Source organism: Gehongia tenuis (genome assembly GCF_014384795.1).
GTDB lineage: Bacteria > Bacillota > Clostridia > Christensenellales > NSJ-53 > Gehongia > Gehongia tenuis.
Genome location: NZ_JACRSR010000001.1, coordinates 88,008 through 104,604, shown reverse-complemented (window position 1 = coordinate 104,604; position 16,597 = coordinate 88,008). Strand labels below are relative to the sequence as shown.

At 59.4% G+C, this 16,597-nt stretch carries 11 protein-coding genes; 5 read left to right on the top strand and 6 right to left on the bottom strand.

Features of this window, described 5'->3' with window-relative positions; all coding sequences use genetic code 11:
- Positions 1-131: 131 nt before the first annotated feature.
- Entirely contained in the window at positions 132-761 is a 630-nt protein-coding gene (locus H8696_RS00450) for a TetR/AcrR family transcriptional regulator (RefSeq protein WP_249315949.1), read from the bottom strand.
- Between the two features lie 1,109 nt (positions 762-1,870).
- Between H8696_RS00450 and H8696_RS00445 the strand changes: the two genes are divergently transcribed.
- Positions 1,871-2,410 carry a hypothetical protein gene (locus tag H8696_RS00445; protein ID WP_249314212.1) on the top strand — a complete coding sequence of 180 codons (540 nt, stop codon included), beginning with the start codon at positions 1,871-1,873 and terminating at the stop codon, positions 2,408-2,410.
- A gap of 4 nt (positions 2,411-2,414) precedes the next feature.
- On the top strand, positions 2,415-3,101 hold the full coding sequence (locus H8696_RS00440; protein ID WP_249314211.1) for a DUF4368 domain-containing protein: 687 nt from the start codon (positions 2,415-2,417) through the stop codon (positions 3,099-3,101).
- An 88-nt stretch (positions 3,102-3,189) separates the two neighbouring features.
- Here the strand turns inward: H8696_RS00440 and H8696_RS00435 are convergent, their stop codons facing one another.
- Both H8696_RS00435 and H8696_RS00430 read right to left on the bottom strand, forming a co-directional pair.
- Positions 3,190-3,561 (bottom strand): VOC family protein, encoded by a 372-nt coding sequence (locus H8696_RS00435; protein ID WP_249314209.1) that lies wholly within the window; start codon positions 3,559-3,561, stop codon positions 3,190-3,192.
- Between the two features lie 14 nt (positions 3,562-3,575).
- A complete protein-coding gene (locus tag H8696_RS00430; RefSeq protein WP_249314208.1) occupies positions 3,576-4,313 on the bottom strand; it encodes an MBL fold metallo-hydrolase in 738 nt (245 codons plus the stop codon).
- 112 nt (positions 4,314-4,425) lie between these two features.
- Here H8696_RS00430 and H8696_RS00425 point away from each other — a divergent pair, with 112 nt between their 5' ends.
- The 3 genes from H8696_RS00425 (at position 4,426) to H8696_RS00415 (ending at position 8,922) form a co-directional block, all read left to right on the top strand.
- The gene (locus H8696_RS00425; RefSeq protein ID WP_249314207.1) at positions 4,426-6,738 is read left to right on the top strand and encodes an ATP-dependent DNA helicase; all 2,313 of its coding nucleotides are present in this window, start codon (positions 4,426-4,428) and stop codon (positions 6,736-6,738) included.
- Positions 6,739-6,785: 47 nt separating this feature from the next.
- Positions 6,786-8,132, top strand: coding sequence for an FAD-dependent oxidoreductase (locus H8696_RS00420; RefSeq protein ID WP_249314205.1), 1,347 nt, complete (start codon positions 6,786-6,788; stop codon positions 8,130-8,132).
- 61 nt (positions 8,133-8,193) lie between these two features.
- Positions 8,194-8,922 (top strand): hypothetical protein, encoded by a 729-nt coding sequence (locus H8696_RS00415; protein WP_249314204.1) that lies wholly within the window; start codon positions 8,194-8,196, stop codon positions 8,920-8,922.
- Here the strand turns inward: H8696_RS00415 and H8696_RS00410 are convergent, their stop codons facing one another.
- From H8696_RS00410 to H8696_RS00400, 3 genes are read right to left on the bottom strand one after another with little or no spacing between them, the layout of a single operon-like run.
- A complete protein-coding gene (locus H8696_RS00410; protein ID WP_249314202.1) occupies positions 8,923-12,306 on the bottom strand; it encodes a UvrD-helicase domain-containing protein in 3,384 nt (1,127 codons plus the stop codon).
- A complete protein-coding gene (locus tag H8696_RS00405) occupies positions 12,303-15,626 on the bottom strand; it encodes a PD-(D/E)XK nuclease family protein (RefSeq protein WP_249314200.1) in 3,324 nt (1,107 codons plus the stop codon). Before H8696_RS00405 ends, H8696_RS00410 begins: the two co-directional genes overlap by 4 nt.
- Before the next feature lie 53 nt (positions 15,627-15,679).
- The gene (locus H8696_RS00400) at positions 15,680-16,507 is read right to left on the bottom strand and encodes a DegV family protein (protein WP_249314199.1); all 828 of its coding nucleotides are present in this window, start codon (positions 16,505-16,507) and stop codon (positions 15,680-15,682) included.
- Between the last annotated feature and the right edge of the window lie 90 nt (positions 16,508-16,597).

Genomic DNA, 16,597 nt, shown 5'->3' with positions numbered 1-16,597 from the left:
TTACACCCCCAAATAATTATTTTTAAGTCAGTATTCTCCTGCTACTTTCTGCCATGATCGGCTTCATATTGTGGTTGTCCCGCACGAGGACAGCAATGCTAAAAGAAAAGCCGCCCGCGATGGCGGCCCTTTTACGCTTTGATAAGGCTATCTAAAATTTCAATATACTTGTCAAATATCATTTCAGTTGTTACGGTTGTAGGAACATGTTTATACGCAGCACCCATCATGGAAATCCGAATGATCATACCAGGAAAAGTAGTCACCAAATACGCATAAATCACCTCGATGTCTGAGCGTTTTTTTATGCTGCCATCGTCCAACCCTTTTTTAAACAGTTCGCCTATTACGCTTCTTTGTGTTTTACTATTAAATATTTTTTGATAAAGCAGTGTCAGCGGAATATCGTGTTTTAAAAAATACAGTTCCATTTCATGAACTACCAAGGATGCCGGCATATCCGGCCGATAGTAGTTCAAATGATTTCTTAAAAAAGCAATTAGTTGCTCGTACCCATTGGCGTTTGATTCAACTAACTGATTAAGTTCGGATTGAAGGGAGTCACTATATCTTTGCATATAGACGCCAATAGCCTCAACAATTAGATTCTCCAAGGTACCGAAGTATCTTTGTAATGAGCGCACGGTAACTCCGGCCTGTTTTGCAATGAGAACTCTTGTTGTCTTTTCAATTCCTATATTCTCGAAGCACCATATTGCCGCTTCGATGACTCGCGGCATGTTTTCTTCTCTTTGATCCACAGACGCCAATCAGGTTCACCTCTTACAAATAGACATTAATACACATAATAAATTGTACCATGGATTTGGGCCAAAATCAACGAAATACTACACATTTCTCACGTCAAGCACCCAACAGGATAAACTTGCTGAATGTCTATTATAGACAGCTACACCGATATTCGAGAGCTGACGATCGAGAGTTTATTGACAGGATTGTAATACATGAACATGCCGCGAAAAAAACTATACACAACGGGTTGATGTGTAACTTTAACTTTGTGGGTAAGTTTAACGTAAAGAAAAACCGTAGGACTTCAAAAATTCTACGTCAAATCTTAAAAAACTAAAATATTCTCATTAGACTGGCACGTTCCCTCCAGCATAACAAGGATGTTACAGAGCAAGAGGGAAACCCAGCATAAGGTGAAAGAGAGACAGGCGGAAAAAACCGCCTGTCTCTTTTTTCGTTCAATGTCTGTCATACTATAAGTGAGGCAGGAAACATACAGCCGTTGACTGTAGCAAGAGAAACAGAGCAAACACACGCGGATAAAGCGGAAACATGAATGTATGCGGCGGTATAACAGGCCTCGCCGCCTGATGAAAGATTCGAACCTTTCGTCGGACGGCTACTGCGGCGGCGCCCTCACAAAAATTGTGGGGGCGCCGTTTTTTGCGTTTTTGGGGTGCTTGAGTATCTGACATATTAGTAATGGAGCTTGAAAAGATGAAGGGAGTGAAACGCAGTAGCCCGCCAGACGATACAAGGCGGCAAGAGGTTCGAAAAAAATGCAGGTTACTCGGTAAAACTGCATGGCTAACCAGCAAAAGTGCGGGTGAGCCAAACGACACGGCAAACCGCGTAAGCGCGGTTTGGCAATTCGCAAGGCAAAATGCTTTTCCGTGGAGTGGACATGGGCAGATACGATTACACGGTCGATTTTGCAAAAAATCGACGGGTAAACGGAGCTGCCGGAGGCAGCGGAGAGAAAATCTCCACAAGCCACGGAAACGCCTATGAAATCGGGAAAACAGCACCGGGAAGCTGTCAAAAAAATCTCGCCAAAACGCCTAACTTTTCACCCAATTTCAAAGGGATAACTGCGCCCTTTTATCAGGAGGTCATAATGAAACATAAATCCATGGTGCGGCAGGTTCAGGAAACCCTGCAAGTCCAACTCCGTATCGGGGAAAGCCGACATCAGGCCAAGAACGAGGAAAGCACCCACGCCCCGGCGGGTATCTTCTCTTACCGCACCTTTGAAACCTATCTGAAGCAAAGCTGCGCCTTTGCGAGCTGGGCAAAAGCGCAATATGGAAGCCGCACCCTGTCTCAAGCCCGCCCCCATGTGGAAGCCTATCTGCAAAGCGGCATTGACCGGGGCTTGTCCGCTTACACCCTCTCCACACAAAGAGCCGCGCTGTGCAAGCTCTACGGCTGCACAGCGCGGGATTTTGCTATTAAGCTCCCGGAACGCCTACGGGCGGATATCCAGAGAAGCCGGAACGACGTACCGGACAACAAGGAATACGAGGAAATGACCGGGCTTGTCTACGACTATGTGAGCGCGGTTGAATCCGTTTACATGGAAATCGGCTTGCAGGTGGGGGCGATTCTTGCCGCGCAGGTGTGCCAAAACTTGAAAACAGCCTATGAGGGGGATTGAGCGAATGATTGATAGTGACCGGATATTCCAACGTGCCAATATTCAGGAATTGCGTTCCTGCGGCAGCACCCACTATCTTTGCAGGTGCGGGAACTGGGAGGAAAGCAAATACACCTATGTTTGCGGCAAGTGCCACACGCACAAGGAAGAATGTACGCCCCACACCATAAAAGCGGCCTATCTGCGGGAAACGGCTCTTGCAGCTATTCAGAAGGTATGTGCGGCGGCAAGGACAGACCGGGAAGCGTTTATTGCCCATTTGACCGCCAAGCAATCAGGCCAGGCAAAGCAAGAGCTGGCGGCAAAGCGCAAGGAGCTGGAGGAGGCAAAGAAACGCCTTGCGGAGGTTGACAACCTGATTGCCGTTACCTTTGAAAAGCTGGCAACGGGCATTTTGACTGACGAGCAGTTCAGACAGCTCAATGGGCGTTATCTCGAAGAACAGGAAACGTTGAAAGGCAGAAGCGCGGAGCTGGAAGCAGGGCTGGCAAAGGAGCAGGACGAGCTGAACAACATCGGGAAATTCCTCGCCATTGTTGACCGCCATATAGAAGTGACGGAGCTGACCCCGGATATTCTGCGGGAGTTTGTCCACCATATCACGGTGCATGAGCGTGACGGGGCTTACAAGAAAAAGTTTTACTCGCAACAGGTTGATATTTGCTTCAACCACATTGGAACGATACAATAGCATAAGGGCATATCCGAAGATATGCCCTCTGCTACAAATTAACTATACATCCTTATTCTACCCCGCCAAATAGCCGGGCTCTCGTTTTTCACTGCCGCGTGGGCACGATCTCCACCCAGTAGCCGTCGGGGTCCTCGATGAAGTACAGACCCATGCTGGTGTTTTCAAAGCAGATGCAGCCCATTTTCTCATGAAGGGCATGGGCGGCCTCGTAGTCGTCCACCACGATGCCCTGATGGATCTCGTTCTCACCAAGCTCATAGGGCTGGGGATGATCCTTCAGCCACGTGAGTTCAAGCAGATAATCGGTCACGCCGTCCCCGATCCAGACAATTTTGAAGCTGCCGTCCTCCGCGGTCTTTTCCTTCACCTTCTCAAAACCGAGCGCTTCCTTGTAAAAGGCAAGGCTTCGCTCAAGATCGGCCACGTTGATGTTGTTGTGGGTGAATTTAAACTGCATTTTTCTCTCCCCTTTCATTCCTGCTTCATATACAAAAAAGTCTCGCCTCGGTGCTTGATGGGCATGATCTTCACCCGCTTCATCTTCACCTTGCGATAAAAATCGGCGATGTTATGGATGCTGCCTCCAAAATGCATGGGAAAAAAGAGGGTGGGCTTGAAGACGGTGATGAAGTGTTCGGCGCCCGCCTCGTAGAACTGGCCCATTCTGGGATCCACCGGAAAAAAAGCCACGTCAATGAGCGGCCGGTCCTGGGCGATGAGCCCGATCTCGTGCATGAAAGCCTCCTCCGCCTCGTTGATCTCGCTCAACGAGGATTCGCTCCGCCAATGCCACCAGTTGAGGTCTCCCGCATGGAAGAGGTTCATGCCGTCCACCCGCACCAGGAAGGACACGCCCTCGTCGGTGCTGCCATAGGCCTTGACATAGACCGTGCCGTCCTCGAACTCGTCCTGGGGCTTCAGGATGGCCGCGCTGCGGCCGCCCTTCGGAACGCCCACGCCCAGAATGTACTGGATGTTCGCCCGCACGCCGGCAAGCTCATAGATGAACTTGTTGTAGTGGTCCGAATGGGCGTGGCTGACAAAGATATAGACCTTCTTTTCCCGGGGCACCTCCGCAAGATCCACCGTGCCCCGGCCCTCTTCGTCCGGCTTTGGATTGTAGTAGTCAAAGATGAGCAGCGCCGTTTCCGTCTCCACGGAAAAGCCGCTGTGATCCAGGTATGTAATTTTCGCTTGATCCCTTTGCACCTGCATTCCCCCTTACGCCTTTCTATTTCGCGGGCGGGCGGCAAAAATCCTGCCGGCTGCTTTGACAAAAGAACGCCTGTTCTATACAATGAAATCCATGGGAGGGCCGAACATGAAAACCGTCTACACCCTGTCGGTGCACCAGTTCATCGACATGCATTTCAAGGATGCCGATCTAGGCTACGCCTTTTCCTCGGTCAGCCGCATGCTGGAGGGTTCCGAAAGCCATCGAAAGGTGCAGGAGAGCCGGGGCGGGGATTATGAAGCCGAAAAGACTCTCCGCTACGAGATGGACGGTGGGGACTTCTCGGTGGTGGTTCAGGGCCGTGCGGACGGCCTTTTTGAGAAGGGCGGCCTGCCCTTCGTGGAGGAGATCAAAACCACCTACCGCAGAGAAGTGACCGGCGGGCTGCCCCTCCATTTGAGGCAGGCGGAGTGCTACGCCTTCATGCTGGCCCAGCGGGACGGCCTCACTGCGGTGGGCACCCGGCTCACCTACGTGACCCTTCCCGAGGGCGCGGCCCGTTCCTTTGAAAGTCTGCACACGCGAAAATCTCTGGAAGAAAAATTTATGCCGCTGGTATCGGCGACGCTTGAGCTCTATGGGAGCCGGTACCGTCACGAGAAGCTTTTGTCCAGCACCGCCGGGGGGCTCCATTTCCCCTTTCCCTCCTTTCGGAAGGGCCAGCGGGAGATGGCCGGTGCGGTTTGGCGCGCCCTCACAAACCGGGAGCGTCTCATGGTGGAAGCGCCCACCGGCATCGGCAAGACGCTGGCCGCCCTGTATCCGGCGGTGCTGGCCCTGGGCCGGGGCGAAATCCGCCGTGTCTTTTATCTCACCGCCCGCAACACCGGCCACGAATCGGCCCGGCAGGCGCTGGAGCTCCTGCGCCAGCGGGGCCTGTCCATCCATTCGCTGGAGCTTACCGCGAAGACAAAGCTGTGCCCCACCCACGGCGAATGCGCCAAGTGCCCCTATGCCAAGGGCTACTACAGCAAGGCCCGGCAGATTCTCCGGGAGGTGGCCGGGGAGGCCCGGCACTGGACCGGCGAGGACCTCATCGCCCTGGGCGAAGCACGGGAAGTGTGCCCCTTCGAGCTGGCGCTTGACCTCAGCGAGGAGATGGACGCGGTAATTCTTGACTACAACTACGCCTTTGATCCCCGGGTGCAGCTGAAGCGGTATTTTGCGGAGGGGCCGAGGGACTACGCGCTCATTCTGGACGAAGCCCACAATCTGGTGGACCGCAGCCGGGACATGTACAGCGCCGAGATCGAGAAGTCTCTCTATCTTCAGGCCAAGGGGGAGGTTCGGGCCCTGGGCGAGGACGGGGCCTTTATCCTCGGACCCATCCGGCGCCTTCAGGAACTGTTCCTGACCCTGCGGAAATCCCACCGCGGCGCCTTCCACACGCTGTCCGAGCTGCCCGAAGGATTTTCGGCGGCGCTTGCCCAGTTCGCGGCCGCCTGCGACGATTTCCTGAAAGCCCACGCCCAGCTCCGTCTGCCCGCTTTGCTGGATGCCTACTACGCATCCGCGGCTTTCCTAAGGGTGTACCAGGACTTCTCGCCAAGCTACGCCCTGGTTTTGGAGCGGGATAAGGGCGGGGAGCGGCTGGCCCTCCTCTGTCTTGACCCCTCCGCTTTTCTCCAAAAGGCGGTGAGCCGGGCCCGCTCTGCGGTGGCCTTCTCCGCCACTCTCTCGCCCATGGACTATTACCGGGACCTTCTGGGGATGGAGGGCTGCCGCACCCTTGCGGTGGACAGTCCCTTTGATCCGGCAAACTTCCTGCCCCTCACGCTGCCCCTCGAGACCACCTGGAAAAAACGGGATAAGACGGCGCCGGAGGTGGCCCTCGCCCTTCACGCCATGGTGAGCTCCCATCCCGGCCACTACCTCGCCTTCTTCCCCTCCTACGGCTATTTAAAGACGGTTCAGGAGGCGCTTCAAAGCCTCGCCGAGTATCCCATCATCCAGCAGGCCCGGGATATGACTGCCCGGGCGCGGGCCAGCTTCCTCAAGCGCTTTGACGGCGACGCGGATACCCTGCTCGGGCTCGCAGTGATGGGCGGCGTCTTTGGCGAGGGTATCGATCTTGTGGGGGAGCGGCTCATCGGCGTCGCGGTGGTGAGCGTGGGCCTGCCCCAGATCGGGCCCCGCCGCGACCTCATCAAAAAATACTTCGATGAAACCCGGGGGTCGGGCTTCAACTATGCCTACGTCTATCCCGGCATGGGCAAGGTGCTGCAGGCCGCGGGCCGGGTGATCCGCACCCATGAGGACCGAGGCGTGGCACTTTTGATCGATCAAAGGTTTTCCCGCCAGCCCTACCGCGGCCTTTTCCCCGGACATCTTCAGCCCGAGGCCGTCCGCACCTATGGGGAACTGATGGACCGTTTCAAAAAATTCTGGGAAAATTCATAAAAAATCTCTTTATGGGCAGGATAACCTTAAAAAAAGGAGTCCTGCCCATGTCCCATTCCCTTTGGCTCGACGAGGAGCTGCCCGTTTACCCCAAACTGGAGGAAAATACCGTCTGTGACGTTCTGATCGTGGGCGGCGGCCTGGCCGGCCTTACCGCGGCGTACCTTTTGGCCCGCGAGGGCAAAAAGTGCGTGCTTTTGGAAAGCCACCGCCTTCTTCGCGGCGCCAGCGGCCACACCACCGCCAAGGTTACGGCCCAGCACGACCTCATCTATGACAAGCTCATCGGGCGTTTCGGCTTTGAAACCGCAAAGGCCTACGCCCATGCCAATCTGAACGCCGTTAAATCCATAGAAGCCATTCTGCGGGAGGAGGACATCGCCTGCGACTTCGTCGTGGAGGACTCCCATCTTTTTACGAACACGGAGCCCGGCCTCAAAAAGCTGGTGAAGGAGGAGCTCGCCTCAAAGCTTCTCGGCCTGCCGGTGGTTTTCAAGAACGAGAATCCCCTTCCCTTTGCCACGAAGGGCATCCTGGCCATGAAGGACCAGGGGCGCTACCATCCGGTGCGCTACGGCGCGGGGCTGGCCCAGGCCTTTCTCCGCCTGGGCGGGCGCATCCATGAGATGAGCCGGGTCCTTGCCGTTTCCGAGGGCCGGGTCCGGACGGAAAAGGCGGCCGTGGAGGCGGCGGACATCATCATCGCCACCCATCACCCCATCCTCAACACGCCGGGCTGGTACTTCGCCAAACTCCATGAAAGCGTGTCCTACCTTGCCGCCCTTGCGGGCGTCACGCCCCTTGCCGGAACCTATCTTTCCGTGGACAAGGACGGCCTCAGCCTTCGCATGCACCGGGATCTTCTCATCGTGGGCGCCTTCAGCCACGCCACGGGCAAGGAGCACAAAACCGACCATGAGCGGCGGCTGGTGGAAACGGCGAAGCGCCTCTACCCCGCGGCCACCGTGGTCCGCCAATGGCACACCGAGGACTGCATGCCGCCCGATGACCTGCCCTATGCCGGCGCCTACAGCCCCAAAACGCCCCATCTTTTTGTGATGACCGGTTTCCGCAAATGGGGCATGACCGGCGCCTACGCTGCGGCGGACATCGTGAAGGACAAAATTTTGGGCCGGGAGAACTACTTCGCCGCCGCCTACGATCCCGCCCGCCGGACCACGCCCGCCAAGGTGGGGCAGATCCTTCGTCACGGCGCGGACAACGCCGCTCAGTATGCCGCCTCCGCCGTGCGGCCCCGGGACCCCGTGTGCACCCACATGGGGTGCCGGCTCCACGAGACCGCGGACCACACCTTCGAATGCCCCTGCCACGGCTCCCGCTTCGACGCCGACGGCGAGGTGATCGACGGGCCCGCCAACCGCCCCCTTTTCTAATGGACTGAAAACGCCCCTTCTCGCCATATACTGATAAAAAGCGAAAAGGAGCGTTTTTTCTATGGTTCAGCTATCCAAAATCAAGGGCCGCCCGGTCATGATGCTGGACGGCAGCGAGGCGGGCACCATCACCATGCCCCTGCTGGATAAAAATGGAGCCCTCACCCATCTGGTGCTGGCTCCCGAGCGTTGGTACGAGCCGCCGAGGGTGGTCTCCCTTGCCCATCTCGCCGGTCTTGAGCGGGAACTCGTTCTCGCCACCCATCCCGCCCGCTATCTCTATGAGGATCCCGGCGCGTCCTCCGCAGCCAAAGCTGAAACCCAGGTTCTTGAAAAGAAGGCGTACAGCGACGAGGGGCGCTACCTTGGCGAGGTCTGCGATCTTCTGTTCGAAAACGACGGCGCCCTTGCGGAGCTTATCCTGGACAGCGGCATTCGCCTGAGACGGCGCAACATTCTGGCCCTCGGGCCCATCCATGTCATCGTGCACACCGGGGAGGCCGCACCCCATCCCGTCTTTGATTCCCTGAAAGGGGAGCGGGAGAAAAAGGCCGATCCCGCGCCGCCAAGGCCCGAACCGGCTCCCGCCGAGAGCAGGGAGACGCCGGACCCGTCAGGGGCGGACGTCATCCGCCAGCAGAACGAATTCCTCATCGGCAAAGCCTTGGAGAAAGCGGTGGACGAGGCGGGGCTCAGTCTTCCCGAAGGCACGGTCATCGAGCAAAGACACATCGACGAGGCCCGGGAAAAGGGCCTCATCGTGAAGCTTATCATGAGCGCCGGCGAGTGATTAAAGGCTCACGCCCCGCCCTTCGGGGATGAACCACACCACCGCCTCCTTCACCGGCCTGCCGGTCAGGGTCTCAAGGGCCTTCCTGTAGAGGTTCACCTGAAAAGCATGCTTTTGTGCCGCCGCCTCCAGGCCTTCCTCCCCGGCCCGCTCGTTCTTGTAGTCCACCAGGACCCAGGCATCCCCCTCCAAAAAGCACAGGTCGATCACGCCCTGAACCCAAAGGGGCTCTTCGGCCTCGTACCCGCTTTCCTTTGGGTCCACCAGGAGGTTGAAGGGCATCTCCCGGTGGAGCCTGGCGGCGGCCATACGCCGCCCGAGGGGGCTTTGGACAAGCTTCAACAGATTCCCCAGGCGAAGGACCTCCCCCTCCTCCGCCGTCATAAGGCCGCGGCGGATCCACGCCTCCCGTTGATCCTTGAGGCCGTCCAGCGTATCGGCCCGGGCTAAATCAAGCAGTTCAAGAGCCCGGTGCATGAGACTGCCCCGTTCCATGGCGGTCATGGTTTTCTCCGGGAAGAGAGCCGGAAGCTCCGCCGGCTCCACCCTCTCCTCCCGGGCCAGCTGGGTCACCGCAAGCTTGGAGGGCACCCGGGTCTCAAGCGCATGGGGATAGACAAAATTGAGCCGGGCCCGAATCCACGCCCCATCCGCTTCCGGCTGCCGGAGCCGGGCGTGAAGCTCCGCCATCCGCTCCTCCGCGCCCGAGTCCTCGTTCTCCCCGGCCAGCTCGCCATAGGCCGTTTCCCGCACCTCAAAAAGCTCCGGCGCGGCGAGCGCGGAGGGCATCACCCAATCGAGGAAAGTCCTTGCGCTCTTTCGCCGGGTCCAGCCGTTCCGCTCCTCCGGCTTCACCGCGCCCACCAAAATGAGCCGCTCCTCCGCCCGGGTGAGGGCCACATAGAGGATGCGCATCTCCTCCGCCACGCCTTCCATACGAAGACGGGAGCGCACAGCCACCACCGGCAGCGTCATGTTCCGCACGCCGAGGTCCGGATCCACCCGCCGGAGGGCCACGCCCAGGTCCTTGTGGAACAGGGGATCGAGGGGCGCCTTCACATTCAGCCGGTGCCCCAGCCGGGCCACAAACACAATGGGGAACTCCAGCCCCTTGCTCCGGTGCACCGTCATGATGCGCACCACGTCATCGTTCTCGCCGATGAGCTGGGCGGAGGACACATCCGAGCCCTGCCGCGCCTGTTCCACGTAATCGAAGAATCCGGCAAGATCGCCCAGGCTGAACCTTTCATAGTTCCGCGCCTGCTCCACCAAAAGCCGGAGATTGGCTTTCTTGGCCGCGCCGTACAGGGCGAGGCCCGTTTGATAATAGTAGCCGCTTTGCCGCATGGCGTGCCACAAAAGTTCGCTGAGGGACAGGTGGCGGGACAGCTCCCTCAGCCCATCGATATCTTTAAAGAACGCCCGAAGCTTTTGGGCAAGCCCGTCCTCCTTCATCTCATAGGCCGCAGCTGCATCGTAAAAGGAGCCGTCCCGGCTTTCCGCCCGGATCCGTCCCAGCTCCTCCGTGGTGAACCCGCCCACGCCAAGAAGCGCCGACAGCAGCGGCACATCCTGCCTGCGGTTGTCCACCAGACGCAGATAGTTCAAAAATACCTGGATTTCCACCGCCTCGTAGAAGGCTCCGGCGGCATCGGTGGCCACGGGAATGCCCTCCCTTGCAAGGACATGGGCAAAGACCGGCCCCGCTTCCCGAACCGAGCGCATGAGGATGGCCACATCCCGGTACCGGGCCTTCCGCATGGCGGAAAGCCTGCGGTCATAGATGGGCTTTCCCACCCATTCGCGGATGCGGCGGGCCACAAGGAGGGCTTCCGCCTCGTCGCTCACCATCTCCTCGAAGGCGTCGCCCTCCTCCCTCGTGATAAGCTCCACCCGCACCTTGGGCGCTTCCCCGCCCGCCGGCGCGCCGGGATGAAGCTCGGCGTCCTCGTCGTACTCCACCTCCGCGGTGCGCTTTTTCATGATGGGCCGGAAGATGGCGTTCACGCCTTCCAGCACCCGGGGATTGCTGCGAAAATTCATATTGAGGTCGATCCGGCGGTTTTTCGCCTCCTCATCCTTCTCATAGGCGTCGTATTTGTTGAGGAACAGGGTGGGATCGCTCTGACGGAAACGATAGATGGACTGCTTGACGTCGCCCACCATGAAGAGGTTATCCTCCCCCGCAACCCGCTGCAGTATGGCTTCCTGCACCAGGCTCATGTCCTGATACTCGTCCACAAAAACCGCCTGGTAGCGCCGCCGCACCTCCGCGGCCACCGCCGGCTCCCGAAGGGCGCGGAGCGCCAAATGCTCGAGATCGCTGTAATCCATGAGCCCGCTTTCCTGCTTCAGCTCCTCATAGCGCCGGATAAACGCCTTCTCCAGCCGGAAGAAGGGCCGGAGCACCCGCCGAATCTCCTGAAAATCTCGGGCCGTTCTCAGTTCATCCAGCCCCTTGAAATGCTCAAGCGCCTTGTCCAGCTGCTTTTTCGCCCCGTCCCGGAGATCCTTCAGTTCCTCCCGCAGCGGCAGAATCTCCTCCGGCGTGTCCCTGCGCTTGCGCGGAAAGGCGGGCAGCCTGGGAAAATGGGCCGCCGCCGCAAGAAACGCGCCGTAACCCCGGTCCATGGCCAGGATCAAATCCTCCACCGTATGGATGAGCGCTCCGATATGGGCGCCGTATTCGGCAGGCAGCCTCCTGGCCCGGCAGAATTCAAGGCAGGCCTCGTAGCCTTCAAGCCCCTCTTCCAGCTCCTGCCGCGCCTCATACAAAGCCCATTCGCCGTAAGGGCTGCGGCTCAAATCGGTTTCATCGTAGAGGGCGAGCGCCTTTTCCATATAGGCGTCCCCATCCTCCTGGGATTCGAGAAAACGCTGGAAGGCCAGCATGGCCTCCACCATTTTCTGGTCCCCCCGTCCGAAGGACAGACAGGCCGCCGCATGAAGAAATTCCGGGTCCGCTTCCCCATAGAAAGTTTCAAGAACCTCCTCCACCGCCCGGTTTTTGAGGGCGTCCATCTGAAACGCTTCGCCCACCCGAAGGGCCGGGTCCACGCCCAAAACGTGGAAATAGCGGCGAATGAGTCCCGCGCAGAACACGTGCACCGTGGAGATGCTGGCCCGGTCCAGCCGCTCCAGCTGCCCGTAGAGCGCCTCGCTGCCGCCCGCCTCCAGGCGCATGGCGATCCGTTCCTTCATCTGGGAGGCCGCGGCCCGGGTGAAGGTAATGACCAGCATCCTTTCAACGTCGAGTCCTTCCTCGATCATGGAGACGATCCGTTCCACCATCACCGCCGTCTTGCCGCTGCCCGCCGCCGCCGATACGAGAAGGTTCTGGCGGCGGGCGCCGATGGCCTCCTGCTGGGCCTTTGTCCATCTCATGGCTCCGCCTCCTTCATCACATCCTCCAAAACTTTGGCGTCCCCCCGGGACTTCGCCCTTCTGTAGCGGTCCCGCCGCCCGTCGAAGCGGCAGATGCTCCCATATTCGCAGCTTTGGCAGGCATTCCAGGCGTCCATCCTGAGAGGATGGGCGGCCGCTCTGCCGCCCCCCGCCGCTTCCAGCATGGCGCCGGCCAGCTTCCTGGCCTTTTCCATGAGCTTCACAAGGGCCTCCTCCGGCACCGGGCCAAAGGGCGTCCTGCGGACGCCGCCGTCCTTTTTGAGCGCCACGGGAAGGATGAGGGAAGTGCTCTCCCCGGGCAGATGGGTGTCCATGGCCGAGAGCACCTTCACATCATCCACGACGAGACCCTTCATCTGGAAGGCCTTCATCAGCGCCTCCTCCAGCTTGTCCGCCTCAACGTCGTCAATGAGAGGCTGGGTGAGGCTGAGATAGAGCATACCCGCGGGCCTCAGCGGTTTGCCCTTGTGGGTCTCCAGCACCGCGTCCATGTAGAGCAGCAGCTGAAGCTTGAGGCCCGCCATCACCTCCGCGAGCCTCAGGGGCATCCTGCCGCTCTTGTAATCGATGATCCGGACATAGTCCTCCCGCTCCCCGGGACACACGTCGATGCGGTCCACCGTACCCATGAGCTGTGCCTTCCCGCCGCCGGGCAGCTCCACCTCAATGGGCGGCGTTCCCCCTTTGCCAAAGGACCATTCCACCGCCCGGGGTTCAAACCGGCTCGCCTTCACCTGCTGAACCAGCATCCAGACTGACCGGCGGATCACACCGTGCAGCCGCTCGCCCAGATAGGCGAGGCGCCGGCTGTCCTTCAGTACGCCATAATCGAAATCCCCCATCTTCGCCCAGGCCCGGTCCACCATAAGGTGCACGTCCCGCTCGGTGAGAGCGTCAAAATCCCGGCCCGAATCCATGAGCTCCTCCATGACCCGCTCCACCACCCGGTGCAGGATGGTGCCCTCGTCCATGGCCATAAGCTTATATTCCCGCCGCACCTCCGGCCGAAGCCCATAGGCCACGAAATGCCCGAAGGGGCACCGGGCATAGCGGTCCAGGCGGGACACGCTTCCCCGCCCGCCATAGAGCCTTCCCGCGAGCTCGGCGGGGATATCATCCTGGCGCCGCGCCCCCAGGCGGCGCATGAATTCCTGAAGAACCTCCCGCGCCGGCGTGCCCATGAAATACCGCGCCGCATCCCACCAGAAGTCCTCGATGGGCTCTCCTTCGAGGAAATCGCCCAGCCGGTCCAGCGTCCGGTCCAGAGCCGCCCGGGGGGCGCGAAGGGCGTCCCGCTGCAGCTCCGGGGCCAAATTGGTCCAGCAGGTAAGCCCCGGCAGCAGACTTTGCAGCTGGCGCACCAGCCGGGAGGGCCGGAGCGCCCCGCCGGACATATCCGCCATGGCATAGCTCACATGCAGATGCTCCGAAGGGCGCACAAAGGCAGAAAAGATGCCCAGCCGCTCCTGGGCGGTGAGGGAGCCGTCGTCCCCGCCAAGACACAGCCCGTTTTTCATGAGCTCCGTCTGTTCGAAGGCCTCCAGCAGGGCGCCGTCCCCGCCGCTTTTCGGGAGAAGCCCTTCGTTGGCGCCCACGATGAAAAGGGCCTTCACCGGCCGGCTTTTGGAACGGCCCAGACTTCCGATGAGCACCTGATCCGCCGCCGGGGGAATGAGTCCAAGGCTCAGGGCGGAAAAGCCGGATTTCAGCATCTGGTGAAGGGATTTCAGGGAAAGCCGGTATTCGCCAAGGAAGGTGGCCATCTGGCGAAGCAGGCCCACCACGTCCTCCAAAACCTGAGCGTTTTCCCTGGCATCGGAAAGGTATCCCGCCGCGGCGTCCCGCTCCGCCCAGTCCGTCAGCTTTCCCGCCACATTAAGCTCGGCAAGGTAGCCATGGACCGCCTCGGCCATGGTCCGGGCCGAACCCTTCGCCTCCGCCAGGGCTCTGTGCAGCCTTTCCATGGGCTCCACCAGCCGGCGGCGCATCCCCTCCAGCCGTTCAAGGTCATATTCCTCCCTGCCCTTTTGAAAGGGCTCCGTCCATCCCCTTCCCCGAAGATTGAAACGAAGGGCGTAGTTCTCCAGCTCCTCCGTCTCGGCTCCATCAAGGTCCGTCAGCCCGGTCTTGGCGGCGCCCAGCACCTCCTTCAGCGGGTAACCCCGGCCCGCTGCGGCCACGGCCCCCAGGATGAGCCGGGCCGCCGGGTGCCCCACAAGGGGCCGCCGCCCGTCCACGAAGGCCGCGATGCCGTACTCCTCAAAAGTCTGGGCCAGCATGCCGCCATAGGCTTCAAGATCGGTGGCAATCACTGCGATCTCCGAAAAGCGGTATCCCTTCTCCTGAACCAGCTGGAGGGTGCGCTGGGCCACCCGCTGAACCTCCTCGTAGCGGTTGGTGCCGGAGAAAAGCTCCACCCCCTCCGGCTCGCCCGCAAGGCTCCGGTAAGGATAGCGGAACAGTTCCCGTTCCAGGTGCCGGATAGCCTGCGCCTTCCTCTGCCGCTGGCGCACTACGACCTCCTCCACCGGCACGTTCGCCGCCTGGGCCAGAGCGATAAGAGCCGTCCGGGTGGACTCGCCAAAGAAGTAGAGGTCCCCGTCCCGCCTCCCGTGGTCCGGGTTCAGCGTCAAAGACACCGTCACCGAAGGGCAGCTGCGCATGAGCGCGTCCACCACCCGGAGCATCCGGGGCGGCAGATTATCAAAGGAACCAAGGAACACATCCGTTTTGGCCAGAATGGGATCCTCGCCGATGGCCTCGGCCAGGGCCGCAATGAGATCCTCCTCATCCAAAAAATCCCTGCCGAACAGCTCCTGATAGCGCCTGAAAAGAAGGGCCAGGTCCTGAAGCTTTCGGCGCAGCAGCTCATCGTCCAGCGCCTTCGCCGTATCCAAGAGCGCCTTTTCATCCACATCAAAACGTTTGAGCTGGGTAAAAATTCTGCCCAAAGCGTCCAGAAACCCCTCCTGACGGGCGGCGCCGCCGTAGACGGCGAGTTTCTCCCGCACGCCGTTCACGGCTCTTCGCATCAGCATGGCCTTGCCCGTTTCATTCATGTACGTGCGGGCGGTGCCCCGGGTGCGGGCCAAAACCTTCTGGCCCAGCCGCGTAAAGCTTAAAACCTCCATCTGAAAAAGACCGGGCAGGCCGATCTCCTCCACCAGCGCCCGTTCCGCTTCCAGCGTGAAGCGTTCGGGCACGATGAGCAGGGTTCGTCCTTCACACCGGTCCATACCGTGGTAGAGGGCCTGGTCCCGGACCGTGCCCTCCTCGCCCACCAAAAGCCGTAATTTCATATTCCCCTCACCTAGCATAAAGCCTTCCCCAGCAGCGGGGAAGGCCTGTTTTTTCAGCCGTACACGTACCCGAGTCCCAGCGAGCCGGGCCCGAGATGGGCGCCAAAGACCGGACCCACCTTGTCAATGGTCACCTTGGCGTTTTGGAACTTTTCCTGAAGGGCGGCCGCCAGCTGCTTTGCTCCCTCCAGATTGAGGATATGGGCCACGCTGATGCGGCTTACGCTCTCCGGCACCAGGCCGATCATGGCCTTCACCGCCTTCTTCATCCCCCGCTCCAGGTGCTCCGCCACCAGCATGCCGTCCTTTAGCGAAATGATGGGCGAAAGGTGCAGAAGATTCCCAATAAGGGCCTTGGAGCGGGACAGTCTGCCGCCTTGATGAAGGTAGTCCAGATTGGGCACAGTGAAAAGCACATTGGTCCGCTTCCGCAGCTTTTCCAAAGCCTCGGCAATCTCACCCAGGGCACAACCCTCCTCTTTCATAACCACCGCCTTTTCCATAAGGAAACGCTCCGTCATGCCGCCGCCCAGGGAATCCACCACCGCGATGCGGTTCTCATCCACCATATTTGCAGCAAGACGCGCAGCGTTATAGGTCCCGCTGATTTTGGAGGAAAGAGTCACCATGAGCACCTGCCTGTCCGCTTCAAGGGATTTCGTAAAAATACTTACAAATTCACCCACCGGCGGCTGGGAGGTCACGGGAAAGTCATGGGTATGACTCAGCTCATAGAAGAAGCCGTCATCCTCACCGCCCGCGTTTTCCCGGTGGTCGGTGCCCCGGAAACGGTAGGTCAGCGGGATCATTTTCACCTTGTGTTCCATCAAAAAATTTCGTTCCAGATAGGCCGTACTATCGCACATGAGCTGAATGGCCATGTCCTTCCCCCTTCCTTTCGGGTCTTTATTATATTGTAACAAGTCCTGAAGTCCGGCGCAACCGCCTCCTTCAAAGTTCGTCACTTTGTC

Bases quoted from the DNA above. Each gene is read 5' to 3' on its own strand.
- H8696_RS00400 (WP_249314199.1), bottom strand. From the start codon at position 16,507: ATGGCCATTCAGCTCATGTGCGATAGTACGGCCTATCTGGAACGAAAT.
- H8696_RS00425 (WP_249314207.1), top strand. From the start codon at position 4,426: ATGAAAACCGTCTACACCCTGTCGGTGCACCAGTTCATCGACATGCAT.
- H8696_RS00435 (WP_249314209.1), bottom strand. From the start codon at position 3,561: ATGCAGTTTAAATTCACCCACAACAACATCAACGTGGCCGATCTTGAG.
- H8696_RS00415 (WP_249314204.1), top strand. From the start codon at position 8,194: ATGGTTCAGCTATCCAAAATCAAGGGCCGCCCGGTCATGATGCTGGAC.
- H8696_RS00445 (WP_249314212.1), top strand. From the start codon at position 1,871: ATGAAACATAAATCCATGGTGCGGCAGGTTCAGGAAACCCTGCAAGTC.
- H8696_RS00410 (WP_249314202.1), bottom strand. From the start codon at position 12,306: ATGAGATGGACAAAGGCCCAGCAGGAGGCCATCGGCGCCCGCCGCCAG.
- H8696_RS00440 (WP_249314211.1), top strand. From the start codon at position 2,415: ATGATTGATAGTGACCGGATATTCCAACGTGCCAATATTCAGGAATTG.
- H8696_RS00420 (WP_249314205.1), top strand. From the start codon at position 6,786: ATGTCCCATTCCCTTTGGCTCGACGAGGAGCTGCCCGTTTACCCCAAA.
- H8696_RS00405 (WP_249314200.1), bottom strand. From the start codon at position 15,626: ATGAAATTACGGCTTTTGGTGGGCGAGGAGGGCACGGTCCGGGACCAG.